Source organism: Mycobacterium neglectum (assembly GCF_002591975.1).
GTDB lineage: Bacteria > Actinomycetota > Actinomycetes > Mycobacteriales > Mycobacteriaceae > Mycobacterium > Mycobacterium neglectum.
Window position 1 is genome coordinate 58,990 of record NZ_NVQE01000001.1, and the last position, 23,014, is coordinate 82,003.

Genomic DNA, 23,014 nt, shown 5'->3' on the forward strand with positions numbered 1-23,014 from the left:
TCACGAGCGGCGCGTCCAACGCGAAATACCCAACGCACCAACGGCACCCACCGCTGCCGCAGTAAGCGCACCGCGAACTCCGATTCCTTCGCGAAACTCGACGCGCGGGATGATCTGCGCGGCGTTGGGTGGGTCGACCGGTGCCGCCACCAGATTGTCTTTCGACACGGCCGCCCATGCGGTCGCGAACAGGATGAGCCGAGAGGTGATGTAGGCGAACACCATCAGACCGAGCACCGGACCGAACGTCGCTCCGGCCGGACCGGTCACCACTGACCGCAGGTAGATCGACGCCACCTGCTTGAAGATCTCGAAGGCCACCGCGGCCATCAGCCCGGCCCGCAGGGCACTGCGGAAACTGACCGACTCACGGGGCAGCCGCGCGATGATCCAGGTGAACAACAGCCAGGTGATGAGCACCGACACCGCAAGTGACGCCACCCGCAGCGCCATACTCACACCCGGAACATCCTGCAGTCCAAACCATTCCAGGACTTGTTTCATCGCGCCCGAACTACTCAGCACGGTGAGCCCGATCGTGAGCACCAGCGCGAGGAACAGACCCACCATGGCCGTCAGATCCGACAACTTGGTACGGAGGAACCCCTTGGATTCATGCCGCGCCATCCCCCACATCTGGCTCAGCGCTTCACGAAGATTCGCCATCCAGCCCAGGCCGGCCCACGCCGCGGTCGCGAGACCGATGATGCCGACGGACGTACGCGATTTGATCGCAGAGTCCATCAACTCGACCAGTTGCTGCCCGATGTCTCCGGTGATCGTCGACTTGATCCGTCCCTGGACTTCGGCGAGCAGGTCAGGTTGGTTCGCCAGGATGAAGCCACCGATCGCGAATCCGACCATCAGCATGGGGAACAGCGCGAAGATCGTGAAGTACGTGATGCCCGCGGCGTAGAAGTCGCCCTTGCTGTCCTGGTAGCGCTCCTGGGCGCGCATCGCATGGTCGAACCAGTGATATCGCGCGCGTAGGCGATCGAGAATCCCGGGTTTGTCCGGCTTGTCTGGATCCATCGACTCGGCCGGAGGTGTCATTCGAGCCCTCCAAACGAGTCACAGGCGTTAGCTAGACAGAAACCCTAACCGGTCGTATACCCGCCGCAGCGTCTTTGCAGACACGTCTCTGGCGCGCTCGGCGCCGACGGCCAGGACCGCACCGAGCTCGGCCGGATCGGCCAGCAGTTCGTCGACGCGCGCCTGGATCGGCGTGACGAACTCGACGACGGCGTCTGCGGTGTCGGTTTTCAGGTCGCCGTATCCCCTGCCCGCATAGCCTTCGACGAGCTTGTCGACGTCGACACCGGACACCGCGGATTGAATGGTCAGCAGGTTGGAGACACCGGGTTTGGCGACCGGGTCGTACCGGATCTCGCGCTCGCTGTCGGTGACCGCGGAGCGAATCTTCTTGGCCGACTTCTTGGGATCGTCGAGCAGACTGATCAAGCCCGCGTCGGTGGCGGCGGACTTGCTCATCTTCGACGTCGGATCCTGCAGGTCGTAGATCTTGGCAGTCGCCTTCTGGATCAGCACGTCGGGAACCACGAAGGTGTCGGGGAAGCGGGCGTTGAACCGCTGCGCGACGTCGCGGGCCAATTCCAGATGCTGGCGTTGATCCTCACCGACCGGCACGAGATCGGTGTCGTAGAGCAGGACGTCGGCGGCCATCAGGACCGGATAGGTGAACAGCCCGACCGTGGTGGCCTCGGCGCCTTCCTTCTGCGACTTGTCCTTGAACTGCGTCATCCGCGACGCCTGTCCGAAACCGGTGAAACACCCCAGCACCCAAGCGAGTTCGGCATGCTCGGGCACCTGGCTCTGTACGAAAACGGTCGACCGCGACGGGTCGATGCCCAGCGCGAGATACTGCGCGGCGGTCACCAGGGTGCGCCGCCGCAACTGCTCGGGATCCTGCGGGACAGTGATCGCGTGCAGGTTGACGACGCAGAAGAAGGCGTCGTAGTCGTCCTGCATACCCACCCACTGCTTGATGGCACCGAGGGCATTGCCCAGGTGCAGGGAGTCAGATGTGGGTTGGACACCAGAAAAGACGCGACGCGCAGTGCTCATGATGGGTCAATCTTGGCACGCGTCACCCAATGGATTTTTGGGCGCTCTGATCCCGGGATTGCTCCAGTGCCCTGCGCGCGAAAACCCACCGTTCGGTGATCGCCAGTTGGCTGCGGCCCCTGCCCAGGAAAGTGATGAACCAGGAGTACACGGCGACGATGCGATTTCGGCTGCCGACGAGGTAGTAGAGATGCAATCCCAGCCATGCGAGCCAGGCGAGGAACCCGCCGAACTCGACCTTGCCGATCTGGGCGACCGCGTTGAACCGCGAGACGGTCGCCATGCTGCCCTTGTTCAGGTACTTGAACGGCTTTCGGTCCGCCGGAGCTGCCGAGCCCTTGAGTTCATTCTTGATCTGCTTGGTGGCGTAGACCGCGCCCTGGATCGCCCCCTGCGCCATTCCCGGCACACCCGGCACGCTCATCAGGTCGCCGATGACGAACACATTCGGGTGGCCCTTGACTGTGAGGTCGGGCTCGACGACCACGCGGCCGGCACGGTCGACCTCCGTGCCGTCGGACTGCTCGGCGATCTGCTTGCCGAGCGGACTGGCCTGCACACCGGCCGACCACACCTTCACGGCGGCCTCGATTCTGGTGTCTTCGCCGTCCTGGCCCCCTTCTTTAACCGTCAGGCCCAGGTAGTCGACGTCGGTGACCATCGTGTTCAGTTTGACCTCGACGCCCATCTTCTCCAGCCTGCGCTGCGCCTTGAGCCCGAGCTTGGGCCCCATCGGCGGCAGCACCGCGGGCGCCGCCTCGACCAGAATCACCCGGGCTTGGGTGGGGTCGATGGTCCGGAACGCCCCCTTCAGGGTGCGATCGGCGAGCTCGGCGATCTGGCCGACGACTTCGACGCCGGTCGGACCGGCACCCACCACCACGAACGTCAGCCGGCGCTTGCGTTCCGCCTCCGATGTCGTCACCTCGGCCGCCTCGAACGCACCCAGGATCCGGCCACGCAACTCCAGCGCATCGTCGACGGTCTTCATGCCGGGCGCGAAGGCCTCGAAGTGGTCGTTGCCGAAATACGACTGCTGGGCGCCCGCTGCCACGATCAGGCTGTCGAACGGCGTGACCCGTTCCCAGTCGAGCAGCTTGGAGGTGACCGTCTTGTTCTTCAGATCGACCCCGACCACATCGCCGAGCAACACTTCGGCATTGCGCTGCTTGCGCAGGATGATTCGCGTTGCCGGCGCGATCTCGCCGACCGACAGGATGCCTGTGGCGACCTGATAGAGCAGCGGCTGGAACAGATGGTGGGTCGTCTTCGCGATCAGCGTGACGTCGACGTCGGCGCGCTTGAGATGTTTGGCCGCGAACAGCCCGCCGAAGCCGGACCCGATGATGACGACGCGATGACGCCGCGGGGCGATGGTGTCGACGGTCATTGGCTGACCCTAACGGTCATGCGCCCGACTGACAGCCCACGGCGGGTGAATATTCGACGGTGACCGGTGCGTGGTCGGACCAGCGCAGCGCATAGGCCTCGGCCCGCTCGACCCGGGCGGATACGGCACGCGCTGCCAGGCCGGCCGTGGCCAGTTGATAGTCGATGCGCCAGCCGGCGTCGTTGTCGAACGCCCGCCCACGCCAGGACCACCACGCGTACGGTCCTGGCACATCGGGGTGGAGCACCCGCACCACATCCACCCAGCCCGAGGACAGTAGCTCGGTGAGCCAGGCCCGCTCGCTGGGCAGGAATCCCGACTTCTTGAGGTTTCCTTTCCAGTTCTTGATGTCGTTCTCGGTATGGGCGATATTCCAGTCGCCGCATATGACGGCATCGCGGCCGGAAGCGGCCAGCGCGGCCATTCGCGCCCCAAGGGTCGCCATGAACCGCTCCTTCTCCAGCTGACGGTCGGTCTCCGCCTCACCGGTCTGGATGTACAGGCTGGCCACGGTCAGACCGGCAGGTCCGATGTCCAAGTCGGCCTCCAGATACCGTCCGTGCGAGCCGAATTCGTCGGAATCCATCAACCGCGTCGCGTCAATCGGATGGCGGGACAGGACCGCAACACCGCTGCGCCCCTTGATATGTGGTTCCGCCGACACCAGATACCACCCGTCGGTCAACGCGGGCGCCAAGGCCGTTGCCAGTTGGTCGTCGTCGGCACGCGTCTCCTGCAGGCACACCACGTCGGCGGTGGTGGCCGCGAGCCACGGCAGCAGTCCGAGGTTCTCCGGCGAGCGCTCTTTGATCGCCGCGCGGATGCCGTTGACGTTGATGGTCGAGACAATCAGCGAGGACACAGCAGCAGACCCTATCGATCAGCCAAGGGCCCGGCTTGCGGTACCGGCGGTACCACCTTTAGTGTCGGGCAGATGAACGAGCGCGCACCGATACATCTGGGATCCGGCGAGCCGATGCTTTTGCTACATCCGTTCATGATGTCGCAGAACGTGTGGAAAGGCGTCGCGCCTTTGATTGCTGACACGGGCCGCTACGAGGTGCTCGCGCCCACCATGCCCGGCCACAACGGCGGCATCAAGGGCCGGTTCTTTCTTGATACCGCCGAGCTGGCCGACGACATGGAACGCCGGATGGACGCGCTGGGCTGGGACACCGCGCACATCGTCGGCAACTCGCTTGGCGGCTGGGTGGCGTTCGAGCTGGCACGCCGCGGTCGGGCCCGATCGCTGACCGGCATCGCCCCGGCCGGCGGCTGGACCCGCTACACCCCCGCGAAGTTCGAGATCGTGTTCAAGTTCGTGGCGGGCCTGCCCGTCTGGCTGGGAGCCAAGGCCCTCGGGCCGCGCGCCCTGAAGCTGCCCTTTGTCCGTCAGCTCGGCTTTGTGCCGATCAGCGCCACCGCGGACCGCCTCAACGACGAACAATGGCTCGACATCATCGACGACGTCACCCACTGCCCGGCCTACTACCAGCTGCTGCTCAAGTCGCTGTTGATGCCGGGCCTACTCGAACTGGCCGAGGCCAAGACACCCACGCACCTGGTCATCTGCGAGAAGGACCGGGTGCTGCCGCATCCTCGATTCACCAGGCACTTCACCAAGCATCTGCCGCAGTCGACGCACGTCACGCATCTCGAGAACGTCGGGCACATCCCGATGTTCGAGGCGCCGCGCGAGGTCGCCGACCTGATCGTCAGCTTCGTCGACCGCTACGCGACGCCAACCCGAGACGACAAGCCGCACGAAGCCATCGGGTAAGCCACCGGCTAGTTCCTGGCGGACTCCAGCGTCGAGTTCAGCGTCTTGCTCGGCCGCATGATCGCGGTGGTCTTCTCCGGGTCCGGCCAGTAGTAGCCACCGATGTCCACCGAATCACCCTGCACGGCGGCAAGTTCGGACACAATGGCGTCTTCGTTCTCGGCGAGCGATTTGGCGAGCGCGGCGAAGTGTTCGGCGAGTTCCTTGTCCTCGGTCTGCTCGGCGAGCTCCTGAGCCCAGTACATGGCGAGGTAGAACTGACTGCCGCGGTTGTCGAGCTCACCGGTCTTTCGTGACGGGCCCTTGTCGTTCTCCAGCAGCTTGCCGATCGCGCCGTCCAGCGTCTTGCCCAGCAGAGTCGCCCGCTTGTTGCTGGTCTTATCGCCCAGATCCTCGAAACAGGCGCCCAACGCGAGGAACTCGCCGAGCGAATCCCATCGCAGGTGGTTCTCCTCGACCAACTGATGCACATGCTTGGGCGCCGACCCACCGGCGCCCGTCTCGTACATTCCGCCGCCGGCCATCAGCGGAACGATCGACAGCATCTTGGCGCTCGTACCCAGCTCCAGGATCGGGAAGAGGTCGGTCAGGTAGTCACGCAGGATGTTTCCGGTGACGGCGATGGTGTCCTGTCCGCGGGTGACCCGCTCCAGGGTGTAACGCATGGCCCACACCTGCGGCATGATCTGGATGTGCAGGCCCTCGGTGTCGTGGTCCTGCAGATATGCCTTGACCTTTTTTCGCAGCTCGGCCTCGTGCGGCCGTTCGGTATCCAGCCAGAACACCGCTGTCATCCCTGACGCACGCGCGCGGGTGACGGCAAGCTTGACCCAGTCCCGGATCGCGGCGTCCTTGGTGACGGGCATACGCCAGATGTCACCCTCTTCGACATCCCATGACAGCAGCACCTCGCCGGTGTCGATGTCGACGATGTCGGCGACGCCGTCCTCCGGGATCTCGAAGGTCTTGTCGTGGGAGCCGTACTCCTCGGCCTTCTGCGCCATCAGGCCGACGTTGGGGACCGTGCCCATGGTCGTCGGATCGAACTGGCCGTTGGTCTTACACCAGTTGATCATCTCCTGATAGATCCGCGAGAACGTCGACTCGGGATTGACCGCCTTGGTGTCCTTGGTCCGCCCGTCGGCGCCGTACATCTTGCCGCCGAGGCGGATCATCGCCGGCATCGAGGCGTCCACGATCACATCGCTCGGCGAGTGGAAGTTGGTGATTCCCTTGGCCGAATCCACCATGGCCAACTCGGGCCGGTGCTCGTGAACGTCGTGGATGTCCTGAATGATCTGCTCACGTTGGAACGAGGGCAACGACTCGATCTTGTTGTAGAGATCCACCATTCCGTTGTTGACGTTCACACCCAGTTCGTCGAGCACGTCCTGGTGCTTGGCGAAGGCCTCCTTGTAGAACACCTTCACACAGTGGCCGAAGACGATCGGGTGGCTGACCTTCATCATCGTCGCCTTGACGTGCAGTGAGAACATCACGCCGGTCTTGTACGCATCCTCGATCTGCTGTTCGTAGAACTCGACGAGTGCCTTCTTGCTCATGTACATGGATTCGATGACGTCACCGTCGTCCAGGGCAGTCTCGGGCTTGAGCACGATCGTCTTGCCGTTCTTGGTCTTCAGCTCCATTCGCACCTTGCGATCGCGGTCCAGGGTCATCGACTTCTCACCGTGGTAGAAGTCCCCGCCCTTCATGGTTGCGACGTGGGTGCGCGACGCCTGAGAGAACTCGCCCATGCTGTGCGGGTGCCTGCGCGCGTACTCCTTCACGGCATTGGGGGCGCGGCGGTCTGAATTCCCTTCGCGCAGAACGGGGTTGACCGCGCTGCCGAGGATCTTGCCGTATCGCTCGTTGAGCGCCTTCTCCTCGTCGTTCTTCGGCTGCGCCGGATAGTCGGGAACCGCATACCCCTTCTCCTGCAGCTCCTTGATCGCGGCGTAGAGCTGCGGCACGGACGCGCTGATGTTGGGCAGCTTGATGATGTTGGTGTCGGGAGACTGCGTCAGCTTGCCCAGCTCGCCCAGGTTGTCGGGCACACGCTGATCTTCGGACAGGTGGTCGCCGAACTCGGCCAGAATGCGGGCCGCCACCGAGATGTCACTGGTCTCGATGTTGATCCCCGCCGGGTCGGCGAAGGTACGAATGATCGGCAGAAAGCCATAGGTCGCAAGCAGCGGCGCCTCGTCAGTCAGGGTGTAGATGATGGTGGGCTGCTCTTCGCTCATGTGATGCTCTCCCGGCGTGTGGTCAGTTCAACGAAGCTCCGCGTTGTGTGCGGCGGCTATCAGTATTGCGTCGAACACGACGCTACGCGTGGGTCACGGTGCGCCCTTGAGCGGGCACTTCAGCTACTGACGGGTAGCTTTCGGACCGCGCCGCCGCCTGGAAACAGGCTGCTGGCACGCGGCAAGCCCCATGCGATAGTCTGTCCTCGGTCATGAGTGCCAGCACTAAGCCCCGGCTTGCTGGCCGGCAACCCTCCAACCGCGGTGGGGTGCTCCGGGTGAAGACCAGGTTGAGTAGCCGCTAGCGAGCGGTTGCCGGCAAGCGCGGGTCCGGTTGACGGGCCCCCTGACACAAATGGAGGGCCGTCTCATGAGCGCGCCGGAAGACCCCACCCAGAATTGGGCGTTCGAAACCAAGCAGGTGCACGCGGGCCAAACGCCCGACATCGCGACCAACGCACGTGCCCTGCCGATCTACCAGACCACGTCGTATGTGTTCAACAGCACCGAGCATGCCGCCGCACTGTTCGGCCTCGCCGAGCCCGGCAACATCTACACCCGGATCATGAATCCGACGACCGACGTCGTCGAGCAGCGCATCGCGGCACTCGAAGGAGGCGTCGCGGCCCTGTTCCTGGCATCGGGTCAGGCCGCCGAGCACTTCGCGATACTCAATCTCGCCAACGCGGGCGATCACATCGTCTCCAGCGCGCGGCTCTATGGCGGCACCTACAACCTGTTCCACTACACGCTGCCCAAGATCGGGATCGAGGTCAGCTTCGTGGAGGACTCCGACGATCTGGACTCCTGGCGGACGGCCGTGCGGCCCAACACCAAGGCGTTCTTCGCCGAGACGATCTCCAACCCCCAAATTGATGTGCTCGACATTCCGGGTGTCTCCGGTGTCGCCCACGAAGCCGGGGTTCCGCTGATCGTCGACAATACGATCGCGACGCCGTATCTGATCCAGCCGCTCGCCCACGGCGCCGACGTCGTCGTGCACTCGGCCACCAAGTACCTCGGCGGACACGGCTCGGCGATCGCCGGCGTGATCGTCGACGGCGGCACCTTCGACTGGACCAACGGTAAGTTCCCCGGTTTCACGACACCTGACCCGAGTTATCACGGCGTGGTGTTCGCCGAACTCGGCCCTCCCGCATACGCATTGAAGGCGCGTGTCCAACTGCTGCGCGATCTCGGATCGGCGGCATCGCCGTTCAACGCGTTCCTCGTCGCCCAGGGTTTGGAGACGCTGAGCCTGCGCATCGAGCGGCATGTCGCGAACGCGCAGCGCGTGGCCGAGTACCTGGCCGGGCACGAGGGCGTCACCTCCGTGAACTATGCGGGGCTGCCAACTTCACCGTGGTATGAGCTGGGAAAGAAGCTGGCGCCCAAGGGAACCGGCGCCGTGCTGGCGTTCGAGCTGGCCGGCGGCATCGAGGCGGGTAAGGCGTTCGTCAACGCGCTTTCGCTGCACAGCCATGTCGCCAATATCGGTGATGTGCGGTCGCTGGTCATCCATCCGGCGTCGACGACGCATGCGCAACTGTCGCCCGAGGAGCAGCTGGCCACGGGTGTCACGCCGGGACTGGTGCGCCTCGCGGTCGGCATCGAAGGCATCGACGACATCCTGGCCGACCTCGAGCAGGGCTTCGCCGCGGCCAAGCAGTTCAACTCGGCAGGATCAGCGGATCCCAAAGCCGCGGCGGCGTTCTGATGACGCTGCTCGATAGGGACATCGATGTGAACAACCCGCAAACCCTGCCCGCCGAAGGTGAAGTCGGCCATGTCGACATCGGCCCGCTGACGCTGGAGAACGGCGCAGTCCTCGACGATGTCACGATCGCCGTGCAGCGGTGGGGTGAGCTTTCGCCCAACCGCGACAACGTGGTCGTCGTGCTGCACGCGCTCACCGGCGACTCACACGTGACGGGTCCGACCGGTCCGGGCGACGAGACAGAGGGCTGGTGGGAAGGCGTCGCCGGGCCGGGGGCGCCGATCGACACGACCCGCTGGTGCGCGATCGCCACCAACGTGCTCGGCGGCTTCCGTGGATCGACCGGTCCGAGCTCGCCGCACCCCGACGGGAAGGCGTGGGGCTCGCGGTTCCCGCTCGTCTCGGTGCGCGACCAAGTAGAGGCCGACATCGCCGCGCTCGAGGCGTTGGGCATCACCAGGGTCGCCGCGGTGGTCGGTGGCTCGATGGGCGGTGCCCGGGCACTGGAGTGGATCGTCGGCCATCCCGACAAGGTTCGCGCCGCACTGGTGCTGGCCGTCGGGGCCCGCGCGACCGCCGATCAGATCGGCACCCAGAGCACCCAGGTCGCGGCGATAAAGTCCGATCCGAACTGGTGCAACGGCGACTATTACGACACCGGGCTGGCACCGGAAATCGGCATGGAGATCGCACGCCGGTTCGCGCACCTCACCTATCGGGGTGAAGCCGAACTGGACGATCGCTTCGCCAACGACCCGCAGGGTGACGAGGATCCGGCTACCGGCGGTCGCTACGCGGTGCAGAGCTACCTCGAATACCAGGGCCGCAAGCTGTTGGCCCGGTTCGACGCAGGCACCTACGTGACGCTGACCGAATCCCTGTCCAGCCACGATGTGGGGCGCGGCCGCGGAGGCGTCGAAGCGGCGCTGCGAAGCTGCCCGGTCCCCGTAGTGGTCGGCGGTATCACGTCCGACCGGCTGTATCCCCTGCGGCTGCAGGAGGAATTGGCTGAGCTCCTTCCGGGTTGCACCAAACTGAACGTGGTCGACTCGATCTACGGCCACGACGGATTCCTAGTCGAGACGGAGGCGGTGGGCGCGTTGATCCGCACGACGCTGGAGCTGGCGTCACGCTCATGACGAGCAGCCAGCAGCGCTCGCTGTCGTACAGTGCGGAAGCCGCGGCATACGAGCGCGGCAGGCCGTCCTACCCGCCGGAGGCGATCGACTGGCTGCTGCCGACCGGGGCGCGCGACATCCTCGATCTCGGCGCCGGGACCGGAAAGCTGACCACCCGCCTGGTCGAGCGCGGACTGGACGTGATCGCCGTCGATCCGATTCCGGAAATGCTCGAGCTGCTGAGCAACTCGTTGCCCGGTACGCCCGCACTCTTGGGCACGGCGGAAGAGATTCCACTGCCCGACGACAGTGTCGACGCCGTGCTGGTGGCACAGGCTTGGCATTGGTTCGACACGGAGCGCGCCGTCAAAGAGGTGGCGCGCGTGCTGCGGCCTGGCGGCCGGCTGGGCCTGGTGTGGAACGCCCGCGACGAGCGGCTGGGCTGGGTGAAGGATCTGGGTGAAGTCATCGGTCACGAAGATGCCCACTTCAACGAAAAGACCACGCTGCCCGATGTATTCACCAATGTCGAACGTCACCGCGTCGACTGGACGAGTTACCTGACACCGCAGGCACTCATCGATCTGGTCGCTTCGCGCAGCTACTGCATCACCTCGCCGGAGAAGGTGCGCACCCATACCCTCGACCGGGTCCGCGACCTGTTGACCACCCATCCCGCGCTGGCCAATTCCAAAGGTTTGGCGCTGCCGTACGTCACGGTCAGCATTCGCGCGACACTGGACTAGGCGCCGCCGAACCACCGCGTCAGTGCGCCGCGTAACCGGTCGGCATCGTCAGCGCCGAATTCGTCTGCGGCCCAGGCCACATAGCCGTCCGGCCGGATGAGCATCGCCGCGGCGGGGCGGTCGGACATGGACGCGGCCACCACGTCGACGCGCCCCATCCATGCGTCGGCGGCCGATCGTGTGGCGCCGTTCGACAAGTCGAGCAACAGCGGACTGGCCTCATGGAGCAGGTCGGCGACGCGGGAACCGTCGTCGAATACGAGGTCGGGCACCATCAGGCCGGACAGCGGATGGCCGTCACCGACGTCGTAGCGCACATCCGAGCCCGCCAGCAGCCGGGCGAGGTGTCCGGCCACCTCCGGCAGATCCGCCAGCTCCCCGAAAAGCCCACGCAGAGCGGTCACTTCGGGTCCCGGCGCGGCGAGGGCGAGCTGTGCCTGCGAATGCAGCATCACTCGCTCACCCACGGGATATCGCTCGGACTCATAGGTGTCGAGCAGGCCGTCGGGCACTCGGCCGTTGACGACGGCCGCGAGCTTCCAGCCGAGATTGACGGCATCCTGCATCCCCAGGTTCAATCCCGGTCCGCCCATCGGCGAGTGCACGTGTGCCGCGTCGCCGAGCAGCAGCACCCGTCCCTCGCGATACGTGTCGGCCTGGCGCGAGTTCGTCCCGTCGAGCCGGCGAAGTGCATGCACACCGGGACTGGTCGGGGCTTCGATGGGGACGTCGACCCCGATCAGCCGACGAACGCTGTCGCGGAGCTCCTCGAGCGTCATCTCACCTGGCGCGCTGCCCGGCGTCCAGCCGTACTCGACGGTGCCCAGCAATGGCCGGTGGGGCTCGAGCGGGAACAGGATGAGTGTGCCGTTGTCGAACCTGTTCGGCCCGAACGGAACCAGGCCGTGGCCGGGAATTTCATAGCCTCGACCAGGGACCAGCAGCTCGTCGGGCAGGCGGACGTGTGCCAGCCGACTCACGACCGGTGATGTGTGGCCGGGAAATCCGATGCCCACACTTTTGCGCACGGTGCTGCGGCCACCGTCGGCACCCACGAGGTAGTCGGCTTCCAGCCGGTAAGAGTGCCCGGCGGAATCCACGGTCAGCGTGACGGCATCCGAACTCATGTCGATCGCGGTCAGCTCATGCCCCCACCTGATCTCGACTCCGAGATCGCGGGCACGCTTTTCGAGCAGGCGGACCAACCGCGGCTGCGCGATGAGAAGTGCATACATCGGGTTGTCGTCGACGCGCAGGAAGTTCAGCGGCATCCCGGCGAATGCCCAGCCGTACGTCGGCTGGGGCGGGCCGTCGTCGCCACCGAAAGCGTGGTAGAGCCCACGCATGTCCAATTGCCGAATCACCTGCCCGACAAGACCGTTGGCCTTGGGCTCATCGCTGGCTGCGGGCAGCCGGTCGAGCACGACAGGACGCACACCGGCAAGCGCGAGCTCGCAGGCGAGCATCAGCCCGTTGGGTCCCGCGCCGGAGATGACGACGTGTTCGCTCATGATCTCTTCCTGGCCGGTTCGGGCAGCCCAGCCGCTACTTGCGCGAAGCCCGCGCGAATCAGTTCGTTGATCGCGACCGGCGGGTCCGCCCGCACATACATCTCGGTCGCGGCGTCACCGACGGCGCGGACCACTGCCGCCACCAGACGTGGATACATGTCCACCTCGGGATCGGTGCCGGTGCGCTCGGCGACCACATCGGTCCACTCGTCGAACAGCTCCTTCGACACCACATCGCGAATCTCGGTACGCATCAACAGCTTCCGCACCTCGGCGAGTTCTTCGCGGTTGGGTAACTGGTTCTCGGCACCGTCGGGGTCACGCAGGTCGTCCTCCAGCGGAGCGACCACGGATTCGGTGATCGACGTCCACAGCGGCTCGTCGGCTGGACATGCGCGCAACACGTCGATGCTGCGCCGCAGACGTTCGGACTGGCGATACGCCAGCGCCTCGTACTTTCCACTGAAGTAGTTGTTGAACGTGCGCAGCGAGACACCCGCCAGGTCGGCGATCGCCTCGCGCGTCACCGCGTCGAATCCACCCTCGAGTGCGAGCTTCAGCGCGGCGTCACTGAGCGCCCGTCGCGTATCGAGCTTCTTGCGCTCCCGAAGTCCGGCCATGCGCCCAACGTAGCCATATATTGCCCACCGTGCAAGATTGCCTTGTGGGCAGTTTCCTGTGAGAGCGCTGTCCACTGTCGACGCGAAGGCAAGTCAGCCGACGCGATCGGTCGACGGACCGCTAGCTGGTGCCCAACGGGTCGATCGTCCACGCGATGTACAGAATCGTCGCGCTGACGCTCGCGGTCGTGGCGACGTCGATGCTGCGACTGCGCACCGCAAGCAATCCCGCCCGGTCCTCGGGCAGCGTGAGTCTCAGCACCGCGGCGAGTGCCACCCCGATCGCGAGCACCAATGCACCGCGTCGCCAGTAACCGGCGACCACGAGTCCGAAGGCCGCGATCAGGATCACGCCGGGCAACAGGATGGGCCACTGCCCACCAAAGACCTTGCGCGCGAACTCCCGCAGCGTCACTGGGCCGCCAGCACCTCTGCTCGCTCGACCACGTTGGTCAGCAGAAACGCGCGGGTGAGCGGCCCGACACCGCCGGGGTTGGGCGATACATGACCGGCCACGTCCCATACGTCAGGGTGCACGTCGCCGACCAGCTTGCCCGCGTCGTCGCGGCTCACCCCGACGTCGATGACCGCGGCCCCGGGACGCACCATCTCGGCGGTGATGATGTGCGGAACCCCGGCGGCGGCGATGATGATGTCGGCGTCGAGGGTGTGCTGCGGCAGGTGCCGAGTCGCGGTGTGGCACAACGTGACCGTCGCGTTCTCGGAGCGACGGGTCAGCAGCAGACCCAGTGGCCGGCCGACCGTCACCCCGCGGCCGATGACCACGACCTCGGCGCCTGCGATCTCGACCTCGTAGCGACGCAGCAGGTGCACGATGCCGCGCGGGGTGCAGGGCAGCGGAGCCGGCTCGTTGAGAACCAACCGGCCCAGGTTCGTCGGGTGCAGCCCGTCGGCGTCCTTACCGGGATCCACCCGCTCCAGGGCGGCGTTCTCGTTGAGATGTTTGGGCAGGGGCAGCTGCACGATGTAGCCGGTGCACTCGGGGTTGGCGTTCAGCTCGTCGATGGTCTCGTCGAGCGTGGCCTGGCTGGTGTCGGCGGGCAGATCGCGGCGGATCGAGTTGATACCGACCTTGGCGCAGTCGGCATGCTTACCGCGGACATACGCATGTGAGCCGGGGTCGTCCCCGACGAGCACCGTGCCCAACCCGGGCGTGTGCCCTGCCTCGGATAAGCGCGCGACGCGCTCCTTCAGGTCGACGAAGATTTCGTCGCGTGTGGCTTTACCGTCCAATGTGATCGCACCCACGCAGCATTCTCCCGTCGCTTCGCTCGCCTGCAAAGCCAGTCTGGCATGCTCACTTCCTATGAACACACAGCCCAATGTGTTCACCCCGGCCAAACTCGGCCCGGTGACGCTGCGCAACCGAGTCATCAAGGCGGCGACGTTCGAGGCTTCCTCGCCGAACGCGCTCGTCACGGACGACTTGATCACCTACCACCGGCTGCCCGCCGCGGGCGGTGTCGGCATGACGACGGTCGCCTATCTTGCGGTGTCGAAAGGCGGGCGCACCGAGGGCAACGTGATCTGGTGGCGTCCCGAGGCCATCCCCGGCCTGAAGAAGCTCACCGAGACCATCCACGCCGAAGGTGCGGCCATCAGCGCGCAGATCGGCCATGCCGGCCCCGTCGCCAACGCCCGCTCGACGAAGGCGACGGCGTATGCGCCGGTGCGATTCTTCAACCCACTGTCGATGCGCTTCGCCAAGAAGGCCACTCGCGACGACATCGACGACATCGTCGGCGCGCACGCCAACGCCGCCCGTCTTGCGATCGAGGCCGGCTTCGACGCGGTCGAAATCCACTTGGGGCACAACTATTTCGCGAGTTCGTTCCTCAGCCCGTTGATCAATCGTCGTACCGATGAGTTCGGCGGATCGCTCGAGAACCGGGCCAAGGTGGCGCGCGGCATGGTGATGGCGGTGCGGCGCGCGGTGGAGAAGGAAGGCACCCCCATCGCCGTCACCGCGAAGCTGACCATGGCCGATGGTGTGCGCGGCGGCATCCCGCTCGAGGAGTCGCTGCAGACCGCGAAGTGGCTGGAGGAAGACGGCGGGCTCGACGCCATCGAGCTCACCGCGGGCAGCTCACTGGTCAATCCGATGTATCTGTTCCGCGGCGACGTGCCGATCAAGGAATTTGCGGGCGCGTTCAAGCCACCGTTGCGGTGGGGTATCCGGATGACCGGCAAGAAGTTCCTGCGCGCGTATCCCTACCGGGAAGCGTTTCTGCTGCGCGACGCCAAACTGTTCCGTGCCGAACTCAAGATGCCGTTGATTCTGTTGGGCGGCATCACAAATCGCGAAACCATGGATCTGGCGATGGCCGAGGGTTTCGATTTCGTCGCGATGGGACGGGCACTGCTGGCCGAACCCGACCTGATCAACCGCATCAAGGACGACGGCGACGCGCACTCGATCCGATCGCTGTGCACCCACTGCAACAAGTGCATGGCCACGATCTACAGCCACACGCACTGCGTGGTGACGGGCTCGCCCGGTTAGTGGGGCCGGGTAGGCATCTCGACCGCCAACTGCGGGGGCGCCCCGAACTGCAGCACCGGTTCGGTGCGCGTCCACTCGTCGGTCTTGATGACCAGTTCCTTCGCGGTGACCGTGTAGGTGACGCCGTCCTTCTGCGCGAAGAATTCGCCAGGCACAGTGGGCTCGGCGACCACGGTGAGCACGGCGTTCTCGTCGGCCAGTCGCGCGCCTCGGTATTCGTAGCGGCCTGCCTGGTCTACGCAGATCGCCACCATCGACTGGTCGGTGCGGCTGAACGCGATCGCCGACTGCGGCGCATCACAGCGAATCTGCGAGTTGATGAAGCCCCGGTCGTCGGTCGGGTACGACGGCTGCGCTTGGGCCGTCGAGGACGGGATCGTCGCCGCCAGACCCACGGTCAGAGCGGCACTCATCACCAGGGCTGCAGGCGCCTTAGACACCATGAACAACGACACCACGAACCCGCCCGCGACGTCTGACGACTCGCCGGGCGGACCGGCAAATATTTGTGGCAGTCGGCCCAGGCGCGGATGACGACCAACCAGACCTGCGCCGCAATCGGGTTCATACCGATAGAGTTGGTCGCGATGAGCCGACCAGCCCCTCCCGCGCTGACCGTTCGATACGACGGATCGACCCGAACCTTCGCGCCGGGCAACGACGTAGTCGTCGGTCGCGATCTTCGCGCCGACATCCGTATCGCACATCCGTTGATCTCCCGCGCGCACCTGGTGCTGCGGTTCGATCAAGGCCGATGGGTCGCCATAGACAACGGCAGCCTCAACGGGATGTACGTCAACAATCGGCGGGTGCCCACCGTCGACCTCCAGGACGGTCAGCAGCTCAACATCGGCAATCCCGATGGGCCGCAGCTGAGTTTCGAGGTCGGGCGGCACCAGGGCGCCGTCGGCCGGACGCCGACCCAATCGGTGCCCATCGCCTCGGCCCGCCCGGCACCCGATACCTCGTGGCCCACCCAGGGACCGTCGCATCCGCCGGCGTCCAGCCCACAGGTTTCGCGACCGCAGCCGCCGCCGAGCGGCGCGCGCCCAGCGGCGGCCCCGCCGTACCCCTCCGGGCCACAGCCGCGCTACCCCTCGGCGCCGCAAAGGCCGGCCGCCTACAGCGGCGGCCCGGCCTATCCGTCCAGCCCGGCGGCGCCGACCCGACAACCTCCGCCCTCGCAGCCGATGTCGCAACCGGCACTCGAGTCCGTCACTGCGATGGGTCCGACGGCCGCGCCGCGGGCGGGCGAAGGCAATCTCGCGACGAGCATGCTGAAGATCCTGCGACCGGGCAGACCTGCCGTCGCCGCAGGAACCGCTGGCGCCATCAAGATCGGCCGAGCCACCGATAACGACATCGTGGTGCCCGACGTGCTCGCCGGGCGTCATCACGCGACCCTCGTTCCCACGCCGAGCGGAACCGAGATCCGCGACAACCGCAGTATCAACGGCACGTTCGTCAACGGCGCGCGCGTCGACTCGGCGATGCTGCGCGAGGGCGACACCGTCACCATCGGCAACATCGACCTGGTGTTCACCGGTGGCACGCTGGCCCGCCGCACCGAGACGGCCGCCGCCACCCAGACCGGCGGCCTGGAAGTGCACTCGATCACCTGGACGATCGAGGGCAACAAGACGCTTCTGGACAACATCTCGATCGCCGCGCGACCCGGCACCTTGACGGCCGTGATCGGTCCGTCGGGCGCGGGCAAGTCGACCTTTGCGAAGTTGGTGGCCGGCTACACCCATCCGACGACCGGCACCGTGACGTTCGAGGGTCACAACATCCACGCCGAGTACGCCTCGCTGCGCTCGCGGATCGGCATGGTCCCGCAGGACGACGTGGTGCACGGTCAGCTGACCGTCCGGCAGGCGCTGATGTACGCCGCCGAACTCCGGCTGCCGCCGGACACGACGAAGGCCGACCGCGAGCAGGTCGTCATGCAGGTCCTCGAGGAACTCGAGATGACCAAACATCTCGAAACCCGCGTCGACAAGCTCTCCGGCGGTCAGCGCAAACGCGCCTCGGTCGCCCTGGAGCTGTTGACCGGGCCGTCGCTGCTGATCCTCGACGAACCCACCTCCGGCCTGGATCCGGCGCTGGACCGTCAGGTCATGACGATGCTGCGCCAGCTCGCCGACGCAGGCCGCGTCGTCCTGGTGGTGACGCACTCGCTGACCTATCTCGATGTCTGCGATCAGGTGCTGCTGCTGGCACCCGGCGGAAAGACCGCGTTCTGTGGCCCGCCCAATGAGATCGGCCCGTCGATGGGCACCACCAACTGGGCCGACATCTTCAGCTCGGTCGCCGGCGACCCCGACGCGGCCAAAGCGCGCTACCTCGCGCAACACGGGCCGCCGCCACCGCCGCCTGCGGTAGAGAAACCCTCCGACCTCGGTGAGCCGACCAAGACGAGCCTGCGCAAGCAGTTCTCCACGATCGCCCGCCGCCAGATGCGACTGATCATTTCGGATCGCGGCTACTTCATCTTCCTGGCGTTTCTGCCGTTCATCATGGGCGCACTGTCGCTGTCGGTGCCCGGCGATGTCGGCTTCGGCGTTCCCAAGACCGCGTTGGAGGGCGGCGAAGCCCCGAACGAACCGGGACAGATTCTGGTGCTGCTCAATGTGGGCGCCATCTTCATGGGCACCGCACTGACGATCCGGGCGCTGATCAGCGAGCGGGCCATCTTCCTGCGCGAGCAGGCGGTCGGATTGTCCACGACCGCATACATGCTCGCGAAGGTCTTCGTCTTCTCCGGCTTTGCGTTGATGCAGTCGGGAATCGTCGTCGCCATCAACATTTGGGGCAAGGGTTGGGGCCCCGGATCCGTCGAGAGCGGCGCGGTGATACCCAACCGGTCCCTGGAGTTGTACATCGACGTTGCGGCGTGCTGTATCGGGGCGGCAATGGTCGGCTTGGCTCTCTCGGCGATTGCCAAGTCGAACGAGCAGATCATGCCCTTGCTGGTGATCGCGATCATGTCTCAGCTGGTGTTCCAGGGCGGCATGATCCCGGTGACCGGTCGCATCGTGCTCGACCAGATGGCGTGGGTGACTCCGGCCCGCTGGGGATTCGCCTCAACGGCATCGACGATCGACTTGATCAGGCTCGTGCCTGGTCCACTGACCCCGCAAGACTCGCATTGGAAGCACACCGCGGGCGCCTGGTGGTTCAACATGGGCATGCAGGCGCTGATCTGCATCGGCTATCTGAGCCTGGTGCGGTGGAAGATCCGGCTCGCCGCTGCCAACTGATCCCCACGATCCTGGGTCAAGTCCGCACCGGTGCCAACCGCTTGAGGGCGAGCCCGCCCTCGAACGGCCGGTAGCCGAACGCGGGCGGTGCGACGTAACCCGTGTCTTGCAGCGGCGTGTGCACCTCGGTGACCGTCGGCCCGATCTGCGCGGCAATCGGGGTCAGGGCGTCGAGATCGAAGCGGTACAGGCGACCCGCATTGCCGCCAAGGATCTTTCGGCAATTCTCTTCGGACTGGTCGTGCAGCGCCCACCGGATGGCCAGCTTGGAATGCGGCGCAAAACCTTCCTCGTGCGGATAGTCGCTGCCCCACATGACGTGATCGGCGCCCAAGTAGTCGATCATCGACTTCTCGTACGGCGTGAGTTCAGAAGCCAGGTAGCAGTTGCGCTTCGCGTAATCGCTCGGCGACAGCGTGAGTTCGTCGATCGACGAGCCGCCGAACATGCCATATGTGCGGTTGCCGGCTTCGGTTTTCATGCTGGGCACCATGACGTCGAGCAGCATCATCTGGTCTTGCAGCCACATGGTCCCCTGCTCGGTCGGCACGAACCGCAACGTCGGGTGACGCTCGAACACCCCGGCCAGGACTAGGTGGCTGACCGTCCGTTGCGCCCATAGCGCCATCTCGGTCACCAGCACGGCGTTGGACGCGGGCTGATCCATCGGCATGACCGGACTTCCCGCCCCCGCATGCTGAACCAATGTCAGGTCGAGCTCGGTGCATAACGACCAAATCGGCTCGTAGCGGGTATGAAAGAGCGGTGCGACATTCGGATCGCCCGGCGAGACTGCGGGCAGCAGCACGCCGCCGAAGCACTTCTGCTCTGCCCCCCAACGGATCTCGTCGAGGGCCAGGTCGACGTCGTTCGGAAAGATCTGGATCAGTCCGCGCCGCCGATCCGGTGCCAGCGAGCAGAAGTCGACCTGCCAGCGATTGTGCGCCTGCACCCCCGCCCATCGGTGTTCGAACTCCTCGCGGGTCTGCGGCAGGCTGATCGTGATGTTCGGGCTGGTCGGAAAGAACGGCGGCACGGTGTTTGGCAACAGCACCTCGGCAGCCACCCCGTCGGCATCCATTTCTGACATCCGCAGTTCGTGATCCCAGTTGCGCTTCGCCGTTGCGATGATCAGGTCGTCGAACGGGCTGACATAAGTCTTCGCCCAGGCGTCGAAATCATCGTGCAGGCGCGTCGGCAAGTACTTCTTGTAGTCGTAAAGGTCTGCGCCTGCGTGTGTGTCGGTCGAGATGACGACATAGCGGTCAATCGTGTCCCAGGTGGCTGCCATCTGTTGATCATGGTCCATCCGCCCGTCTACGGCGTCTGAACAGAACCAAGACGCCCAACAACACCGCGTTGCCGATCAGCAAACCCACCAGCGCGGGCACCACCAGCGCCTATCCGGACACGGCCCCTACCAACTCAGCTCATTGTGGTGGCGCTGCCAGATCACCGATCGTGCACGTCGGGATGGAACTGCTCTATCGCCGAAATCTCCTCGGCATCAACAGCGTTGAACAACTCAACCCATTATCCGACGAGTGCTCACCACCGGTCCTCACGTTGTCGGTGGGCCGCCATGCAGCCCGATGCGGGCACCCCACACTACCGACTCGATCGCCAGACTCACGCGACGTCCTGTGCCGCCATCGTTGTCACTGGGTGTCACCCATTCGACGGCGGCCTTCCCCGAGACGTGCAGCGTCGCACCCGTGTCGAAATCGATGAACAGCAACGCAGCGCTCGGATCCACGGCGAGATTGCCGAAACTGTTGAACATATTGTTGCCCGGATAGTCCGGCCACCACAGTCTGTCGCCGTCGACGTGGACGAATCCGGGTGGGCCGCCTCGATGGGATGCGTCCGCGCCGCGAGTGGGATGGATGGTGCCGAGAAAGAAGGTGTCGGCATTCGCGATGAGCAGTTGGTGCTCGGCGCTGAGAGCCGATGAACGTTCGACGGGCTGCGGCGCGCTGTCCACGTGTTCGAGAAGGCGCGAATGAATGTACTTGGGGCAGTTGCCGTACGCCTGGTCCACTGAGAGCTGCAGACCCGTTTCGCCGACGTGGGTGAGAATGCCGTTGACCCGGACCCTGCGGCGGGTCGAGAACTCGATGGCGAGCATGCCGACCGGCTGGCCGGCAACGACGCCTCCCAACGGATCACCGGGGCCCGGCAGGGCGCGCACCCGCAGTTCGCGGTCACGGGCCTGAAGGAATCCGGGTGTCGAGAAGAGCGGCGACGTCCACAGCCGGCCGTCGGGATCGCGGGCCGTGATCACGGCGAAGTCGCGGGCTGCCAGGAAGGAGGCCATCCCGCCGTTCAAATCGGGCGTGGCAAGCATGGCGTCTCCGAGGCGGGCCACCTGCGCACGAACGCCTGCACGCTCCTGGACCGCGAGCTCTCCGTCGTGAAACCCTGTCTGCGCCGTCATGTCACTAGCTAGCATGCCGCTCTCAACAGGACGGTGCAGCCGTTATTCCCCACCGATGTTGAGCCCGTGCGCCACGGCGTAGGCCAGCGCCTGGTCGACGTCGATCTTGGCGCCGCGAAGTGTGGCGGTGGTCCAGAATGTCGCGTCGGTGCGCGCGCCGCGCAGGTCGGCGTCATCGAGGCGAGTCTTCTGCAGTCGCGCACCACGCAGGTCGGCACCGCGCAACACCGCCTTACGCAGGTCGGTTTCGACGAGGCTGGCTTCACGCAACCGGCAGCCGGACAGGTCGACACTCTTCAGGTCGCAGCCGCCAAGGACGGCGAGCGTCAGGTCGACCTCCACCAGCTTCAGCGGTCGCATCCGGCATTCGGTGAACACCGATCCGAGCATGCTGCAGTGCGCAAATGTGCTGTGGTGCAGCGTGGCCCTTTCGAATCGGCAGTTGCGGAAGGCCGAGCCCACGTGCTCGGACTCGGCGAGATCGACACCGCGGAAGTCGCACTCGTCGAACACGACCCGTTCGGTGCGCAGCCGACTGAGGTCCGCGTTGCGAAAGTCGTGTGCGACGAACTCCCGCTCGATCCAGACCTCTTCGTCGTTGTCCACCGACTCAGCCGGGAAGCGAGGTCAGGACGTCGAGCGCGTACTCGGTGACCTCGATCAATGCCGCCCGGCCCGAGTTGCGGTCACGGGCGTCGACCGACATCACCGGTATGTGATCTGAAAGTGCCAGTGCCTTGCGCACCGCCTGAGCGGAATATCTTGGCGCCCCATCGAATTCATTGACCGCGATCAGGAAGGGCAGGTGACGAGCTTCGAAGAAGTCGACCGCCGCAAAGCTGTCCTGTAGACGTCGGACGTCGACCAGAATGACCGCGCCGATGGCGCCGCGGATCAAGTCGTCCCACATGAACCAGAACCTGCGCTGTCCGGGCGTGCCGAACAGGTACAGCACCAGATCGTCGTCGAGGGTGATGCGGCCGAAGTCCATCGCCACCGTCGTGGTGGTCTTCGACGGGGTCGCCTCCAGACCGTCGACGCCGTCGGAGGCATTGGTCACCAGCGCTTCGGTCCGCAGCGGCATGATTTCGGAGACCGCGCCGACGAACGTCGTCTTGCCCGCTCCGAATCCACCGGAGATGACGATCTTCGTCGAGGCGGCGGCCCGCCTCGCCGAGGGGTCCATCGAGGCATGCCGCCGCTCAGAGTGCCCTGAGGCCACGCAGCGTCCTTCCTATGAGTTCTCGTCGTTCGTCGTTGCTCACCGAATCGCCGAGTGTGGTGTGCACCTGGAGATAACCCTGCGTCACGAGGTCACCGATCAGAACCCGCGCCACGCCGAGAGGCAAGGCCAATCCGGCGGCGATCTCGGCGACGGACGGCAGGTCGGCACTCATTGTGAGGATCTGGCCACGTACATCATTTCCCGGCCACCGCGGTGGCTTCGCCGTTGCGGGCCTGGAGATCGGCGCCTCCAACGGCAGATGAAACCGGGCCTCGGTGCGACCGGCGGTCAGCGTGTACGGGCGGACCAGACTCGGTTCGCCCGCGACCTCCCGCTCCCATTGGTCCATTGG

General features: G+C 65.5%; 21 protein-coding genes and 1 riboswitch. Of the genes, 6 read left to right on the forward strand and 15 right to left on the reverse strand.

All coding sequences use genetic code 11. From position 1 onward, the window contains the following. From yhjD to CSQ99_RS00295, 4 genes are read right to left on the reverse strand one after another with little or no spacing between them, the layout of a single operon-like run. Positions 1 to 1,053, reverse strand: coding sequence for an inner membrane protein YhjD (yhjD, locus tag CSQ99_RS00280; protein WP_099037048.1), 1,053 nt, complete (start codon positions 1,051 to 1,053; stop codon positions 1 to 3). Positions 1,054 to 1,080: 27 nt separating this feature from the next. Further along, positions 1,081 to 2,085: a tryptophan--tRNA ligase gene (gene trpS / locus CSQ99_RS00285; protein ID WP_099037049.1), complete on the reverse strand. Its 1,005-nt coding sequence runs from the start codon at positions 2,083 to 2,085 to the stop codon at positions 1,081 to 1,083. A 22-nt stretch (positions 2,086 to 2,107) separates the two neighbouring features. Continuing rightward, on the reverse strand, positions 2,108 to 3,475 hold the full coding sequence (locus CSQ99_RS00290) for an NAD(P)/FAD-dependent oxidoreductase (RefSeq protein ID WP_099037050.1): 1,368 nt from the start codon (positions 3,473 to 3,475) through the stop codon (positions 2,108 to 2,110). Between the two features lie 16 nt (positions 3,476 to 3,491). Further along, on the reverse strand, positions 3,492 to 4,328 hold the full coding sequence (locus CSQ99_RS00295) for an exodeoxyribonuclease III (protein WP_099037321.1): 837 nt from the start codon (positions 4,326 to 4,328) through the stop codon (positions 3,492 to 3,494). 81 nt (positions 4,329 to 4,409) lie between these two features. Between CSQ99_RS00295 and CSQ99_RS00300 the strand changes: the two genes are divergently transcribed. Then, positions 4,410 to 5,255 carry an alpha/beta fold hydrolase gene (locus CSQ99_RS00300; protein WP_099037051.1) on the forward strand — a complete coding sequence of 282 codons (846 nt, stop codon included), beginning with the start codon at positions 4,410 to 4,412 and terminating at the stop codon, positions 5,253 to 5,255. A gap of 8 nt (positions 5,256 to 5,263) precedes the next feature. Here the strand turns inward: CSQ99_RS00300 and CSQ99_RS00305 are convergent, their stop codons facing one another. Continuing rightward, a complete protein-coding gene (locus CSQ99_RS00305) occupies positions 5,264 to 7,501 on the reverse strand; it encodes an NADP-dependent isocitrate dehydrogenase (protein WP_099037052.1) in 2,238 nt (745 codons plus the stop codon). 208 nt (positions 7,502 to 7,709) lie between these two features. After that, positions 7,710 to 7,832, forward strand: a riboswitch (SAM riboswitch). Between the two features lie 24 nt (positions 7,833 to 7,856). On the opposite strand from CSQ99_RS00305, the gene CSQ99_RS00310 reads away from it, so the two are divergent. Genes CSQ99_RS00310 through CSQ99_RS00320 form a run of 3 tightly spaced genes read left to right on the forward strand, consistent with a single transcriptional unit; the run spans position 7,857 to position 11,082 of the window. Then, the gene (locus CSQ99_RS00310) at positions 7,857 to 9,218 is read left to right on the forward strand and encodes a bifunctional o-acetylhomoserine/o-acetylserine sulfhydrylase (RefSeq protein ID WP_176560799.1); all 1,362 of its coding nucleotides are present in this window, start codon (positions 7,857 to 7,859) and stop codon (positions 9,216 to 9,218) included. Further along, positions 9,218 to 10,357, forward strand: a complete 1,140-nt coding sequence (metX, locus tag CSQ99_RS00315; protein WP_099037053.1) for a homoserine O-acetyltransferase MetX — start codon at positions 9,218 to 9,220, stop codon at positions 10,355 to 10,357. The genes CSQ99_RS00310 and metX overlap by 1 nt, the downstream gene beginning before the upstream one ends. Further along, entirely contained in the window at positions 10,354 to 11,082 is a 729-nt protein-coding gene (locus CSQ99_RS00320) for a class I SAM-dependent methyltransferase (RefSeq protein WP_099037054.1), read from the forward strand. The genes metX and CSQ99_RS00320 overlap by 4 nt, the downstream gene beginning before the upstream one ends. Here CSQ99_RS00320 and CSQ99_RS00325 read toward each other — a convergent pair. The 4 genes from CSQ99_RS00325 to CSQ99_RS00340 form a co-directional block, all read right to left on the reverse strand. After that, complete coding sequence (locus CSQ99_RS00325) at positions 11,079 to 12,593, reverse strand: FAD-dependent monooxygenase (protein WP_099037055.1); 1,515 nt, start codon at positions 12,591 to 12,593, stop codon at positions 11,079 to 11,081. The genes CSQ99_RS00320 and CSQ99_RS00325 overlap by 4 nt on opposite strands. Then, entirely contained in the window at positions 12,590 to 13,213 is a 624-nt protein-coding gene (locus CSQ99_RS00330; RefSeq protein WP_099037056.1) for an acyl-CoA-like ligand-binding transcription factor, read from the reverse strand. Before CSQ99_RS00330 ends, CSQ99_RS00325 begins: the two co-directional genes overlap by 4 nt. A 121-nt stretch (positions 13,214 to 13,334) precedes the next feature. Then, complete coding sequence (locus CSQ99_RS00335; RefSeq protein WP_099037057.1) at positions 13,335 to 13,628, reverse strand: DUF3017 domain-containing protein; 294 nt, start codon at positions 13,626 to 13,628, stop codon at positions 13,335 to 13,337. Further along, positions 13,625 to 14,482, reverse strand: coding sequence for a bifunctional methylenetetrahydrofolate dehydrogenase/methenyltetrahydrofolate cyclohydrolase (locus CSQ99_RS00340; RefSeq protein ID WP_099037058.1), 858 nt, complete (start codon positions 14,480 to 14,482; stop codon positions 13,625 to 13,627). Before CSQ99_RS00340 ends, CSQ99_RS00335 begins: the two co-directional genes overlap by 4 nt. A gap of 58 nt (positions 14,483 to 14,540) precedes the next feature. Here CSQ99_RS00340 and CSQ99_RS00345 point away from each other — a divergent pair, with 58 nt between their 5' ends. Next, entirely contained in the window at positions 14,541 to 15,737 is a 1,197-nt protein-coding gene (locus CSQ99_RS00345) for an NADH:flavin oxidoreductase (protein WP_099037059.1), read from the forward strand. Here the strand turns inward: CSQ99_RS00345 and CSQ99_RS00350 are convergent. After that, positions 15,734 to 16,180: a hypothetical protein gene (locus CSQ99_RS00350; RefSeq protein ID WP_245908574.1), complete on the reverse strand. Its 447-nt coding sequence runs from the start codon at positions 16,178 to 16,180 to the stop codon at positions 15,734 to 15,736. The genes CSQ99_RS00345 and CSQ99_RS00350 overlap by 4 nt on opposite strands. Before the next feature lie 144 nt (positions 16,181 to 16,324). Here CSQ99_RS00350 and CSQ99_RS00355 point away from each other — a divergent pair, with 144 nt between their 5' ends. After that, positions 16,325 to 19,000: an FHA domain-containing protein gene (locus CSQ99_RS00355; RefSeq protein WP_099037323.1), complete on the forward strand. Its 2,676-nt coding sequence runs from the start codon at positions 16,325 to 16,327 to the stop codon at positions 18,998 to 19,000. A 16-nt stretch (positions 19,001 to 19,016) separates the two neighbouring features. Here the strand turns inward: CSQ99_RS00355 and CSQ99_RS00360 are convergent, their stop codons facing one another. From CSQ99_RS00360 to CSQ99_RS00380, 5 genes are all read right to left on the reverse strand, one after another. After that, positions 19,017 to 20,291 carry an amidohydrolase family protein gene (locus tag CSQ99_RS00360; protein WP_099037324.1) on the reverse strand — a complete coding sequence of 425 codons (1,275 nt, stop codon included), beginning with the start codon at positions 20,289 to 20,291 and terminating at the stop codon, positions 19,017 to 19,019. Between the two features lie 270 nt (positions 20,292 to 20,561). After that, positions 20,562 to 21,437 (reverse strand): pyridoxamine 5'-phosphate oxidase family protein, encoded by an 876-nt coding sequence (locus tag CSQ99_RS00365; RefSeq protein WP_176560800.1) that lies wholly within the window; start codon positions 21,435 to 21,437, stop codon positions 20,562 to 20,564. A gap of 42 nt (positions 21,438 to 21,479) precedes the next feature. Continuing rightward, entirely contained in the window at positions 21,480 to 22,043 is a 564-nt protein-coding gene (locus CSQ99_RS00370) for a pentapeptide repeat-containing protein (protein WP_099037062.1), read from the reverse strand. A gap of 4 nt (positions 22,044 to 22,047) precedes the next feature. Next, positions 22,048 to 22,623, reverse strand: a complete 576-nt coding sequence (locus CSQ99_RS00375; RefSeq protein WP_099037063.1) for a GTP-binding protein — start codon at positions 22,621 to 22,623, stop codon at positions 22,048 to 22,050. A gap of 16 nt (positions 22,624 to 22,639) precedes the next feature. Beyond that, complete coding sequence (locus CSQ99_RS00380) at positions 22,640 to 23,011, reverse strand: DUF742 domain-containing protein (RefSeq protein WP_099037064.1); 372 nt, start codon at positions 23,009 to 23,011, stop codon at positions 22,640 to 22,642. Between the last annotated feature and the right edge of the window lie 3 nt (positions 23,012 to 23,014).

Bases quoted from the DNA above. Each gene is read 5' to 3' on its own strand.
- yhjD (WP_099037048.1), bottom strand. From the start codon at position 1,053: ATGACACCTCCGGCCGAGTCGATGGATCCAGACAAGCCGGACAAACCC.
- trpS (WP_099037049.1), bottom strand. From the start codon at position 2,085: ATGAGCACTGCGCGTCGCGTCTTTTCTGGTGTCCAACCCACATCTGAC.
- CSQ99_RS00290 (WP_099037050.1), bottom strand. From the start codon at position 3,475: ATGACCGTCGACACCATCGCCCCGCGGCGTCATCGCGTCGTCATCATC.
- CSQ99_RS00300 (WP_099037051.1), top strand. From the start codon at position 4,410: ATGAACGAGCGCGCACCGATACATCTGGGATCCGGCGAGCCGATGCTT.
- CSQ99_RS00305 (WP_099037052.1), bottom strand. From the start codon at position 7,501: ATGAGCGAAGAGCAGCCCACCATCATCTACACCCTGACTGACGAGGCG.
- CSQ99_RS00310 (WP_176560799.1), top strand. From the start codon at position 7,857: ATGGAGGGCCGTCTCATGAGCGCGCCGGAAGACCCCACCCAGAATTGG.
- metX (WP_099037053.1), top strand. From the start codon at position 9,218: ATGACGCTGCTCGATAGGGACATCGATGTGAACAACCCGCAAACCCTG.
- CSQ99_RS00320 (WP_099037054.1), top strand. From the start codon at position 10,354: ATGACGAGCAGCCAGCAGCGCTCGCTGTCGTACAGTGCGGAAGCCGCG.
- CSQ99_RS00325 (WP_099037055.1), bottom strand. From the start codon at position 12,593: ATGAGCGAACACGTCGTCATCTCCGGCGCGGGACCCAACGGGCTGATG.
- CSQ99_RS00330 (WP_099037056.1), bottom strand. From the start codon at position 13,213: ATGGCCGGACTTCGGGAGCGCAAGAAGCTCGATACGCGACGGGCGCTC.
- CSQ99_RS00345 (WP_099037059.1), top strand. From the start codon at position 14,541: ATGAACACACAGCCCAATGTGTTCACCCCGGCCAAACTCGGCCCGGTG.
- CSQ99_RS00350 (WP_245908574.1), bottom strand. From the start codon at position 16,180: ATGGTGTCTAAGGCGCCTGCAGCCCTGGTGATGAGTGCCGCTCTGACC.
- CSQ99_RS00355 (WP_099037323.1), top strand. From the start codon at position 16,325: ATGAGCCGACCAGCCCCTCCCGCGCTGACCGTTCGATACGACGGATCG.
- CSQ99_RS00360 (WP_099037324.1), bottom strand. From the start codon at position 20,291: ATGGCAGCCACCTGGGACACGATTGACCGCTATGTCGTCATCTCGACC.
- CSQ99_RS00365 (WP_176560800.1), bottom strand. From the start codon at position 21,437: ATGACGGCGCAGACAGGGTTTCACGACGGAGAGCTCGCGGTCCAGGAG.
- CSQ99_RS00375 (WP_099037063.1), bottom strand. From the start codon at position 22,623: ATGGACCCCTCGGCGAGGCGGGCCGCCGCCTCGACGAAGATCGTCATC.
- CSQ99_RS00380 (WP_099037064.1), bottom strand. From the start codon at position 23,011: ATGGACCAATGGGAGCGGGAGGTCGCGGGCGAACCGAGTCTGGTCCGC.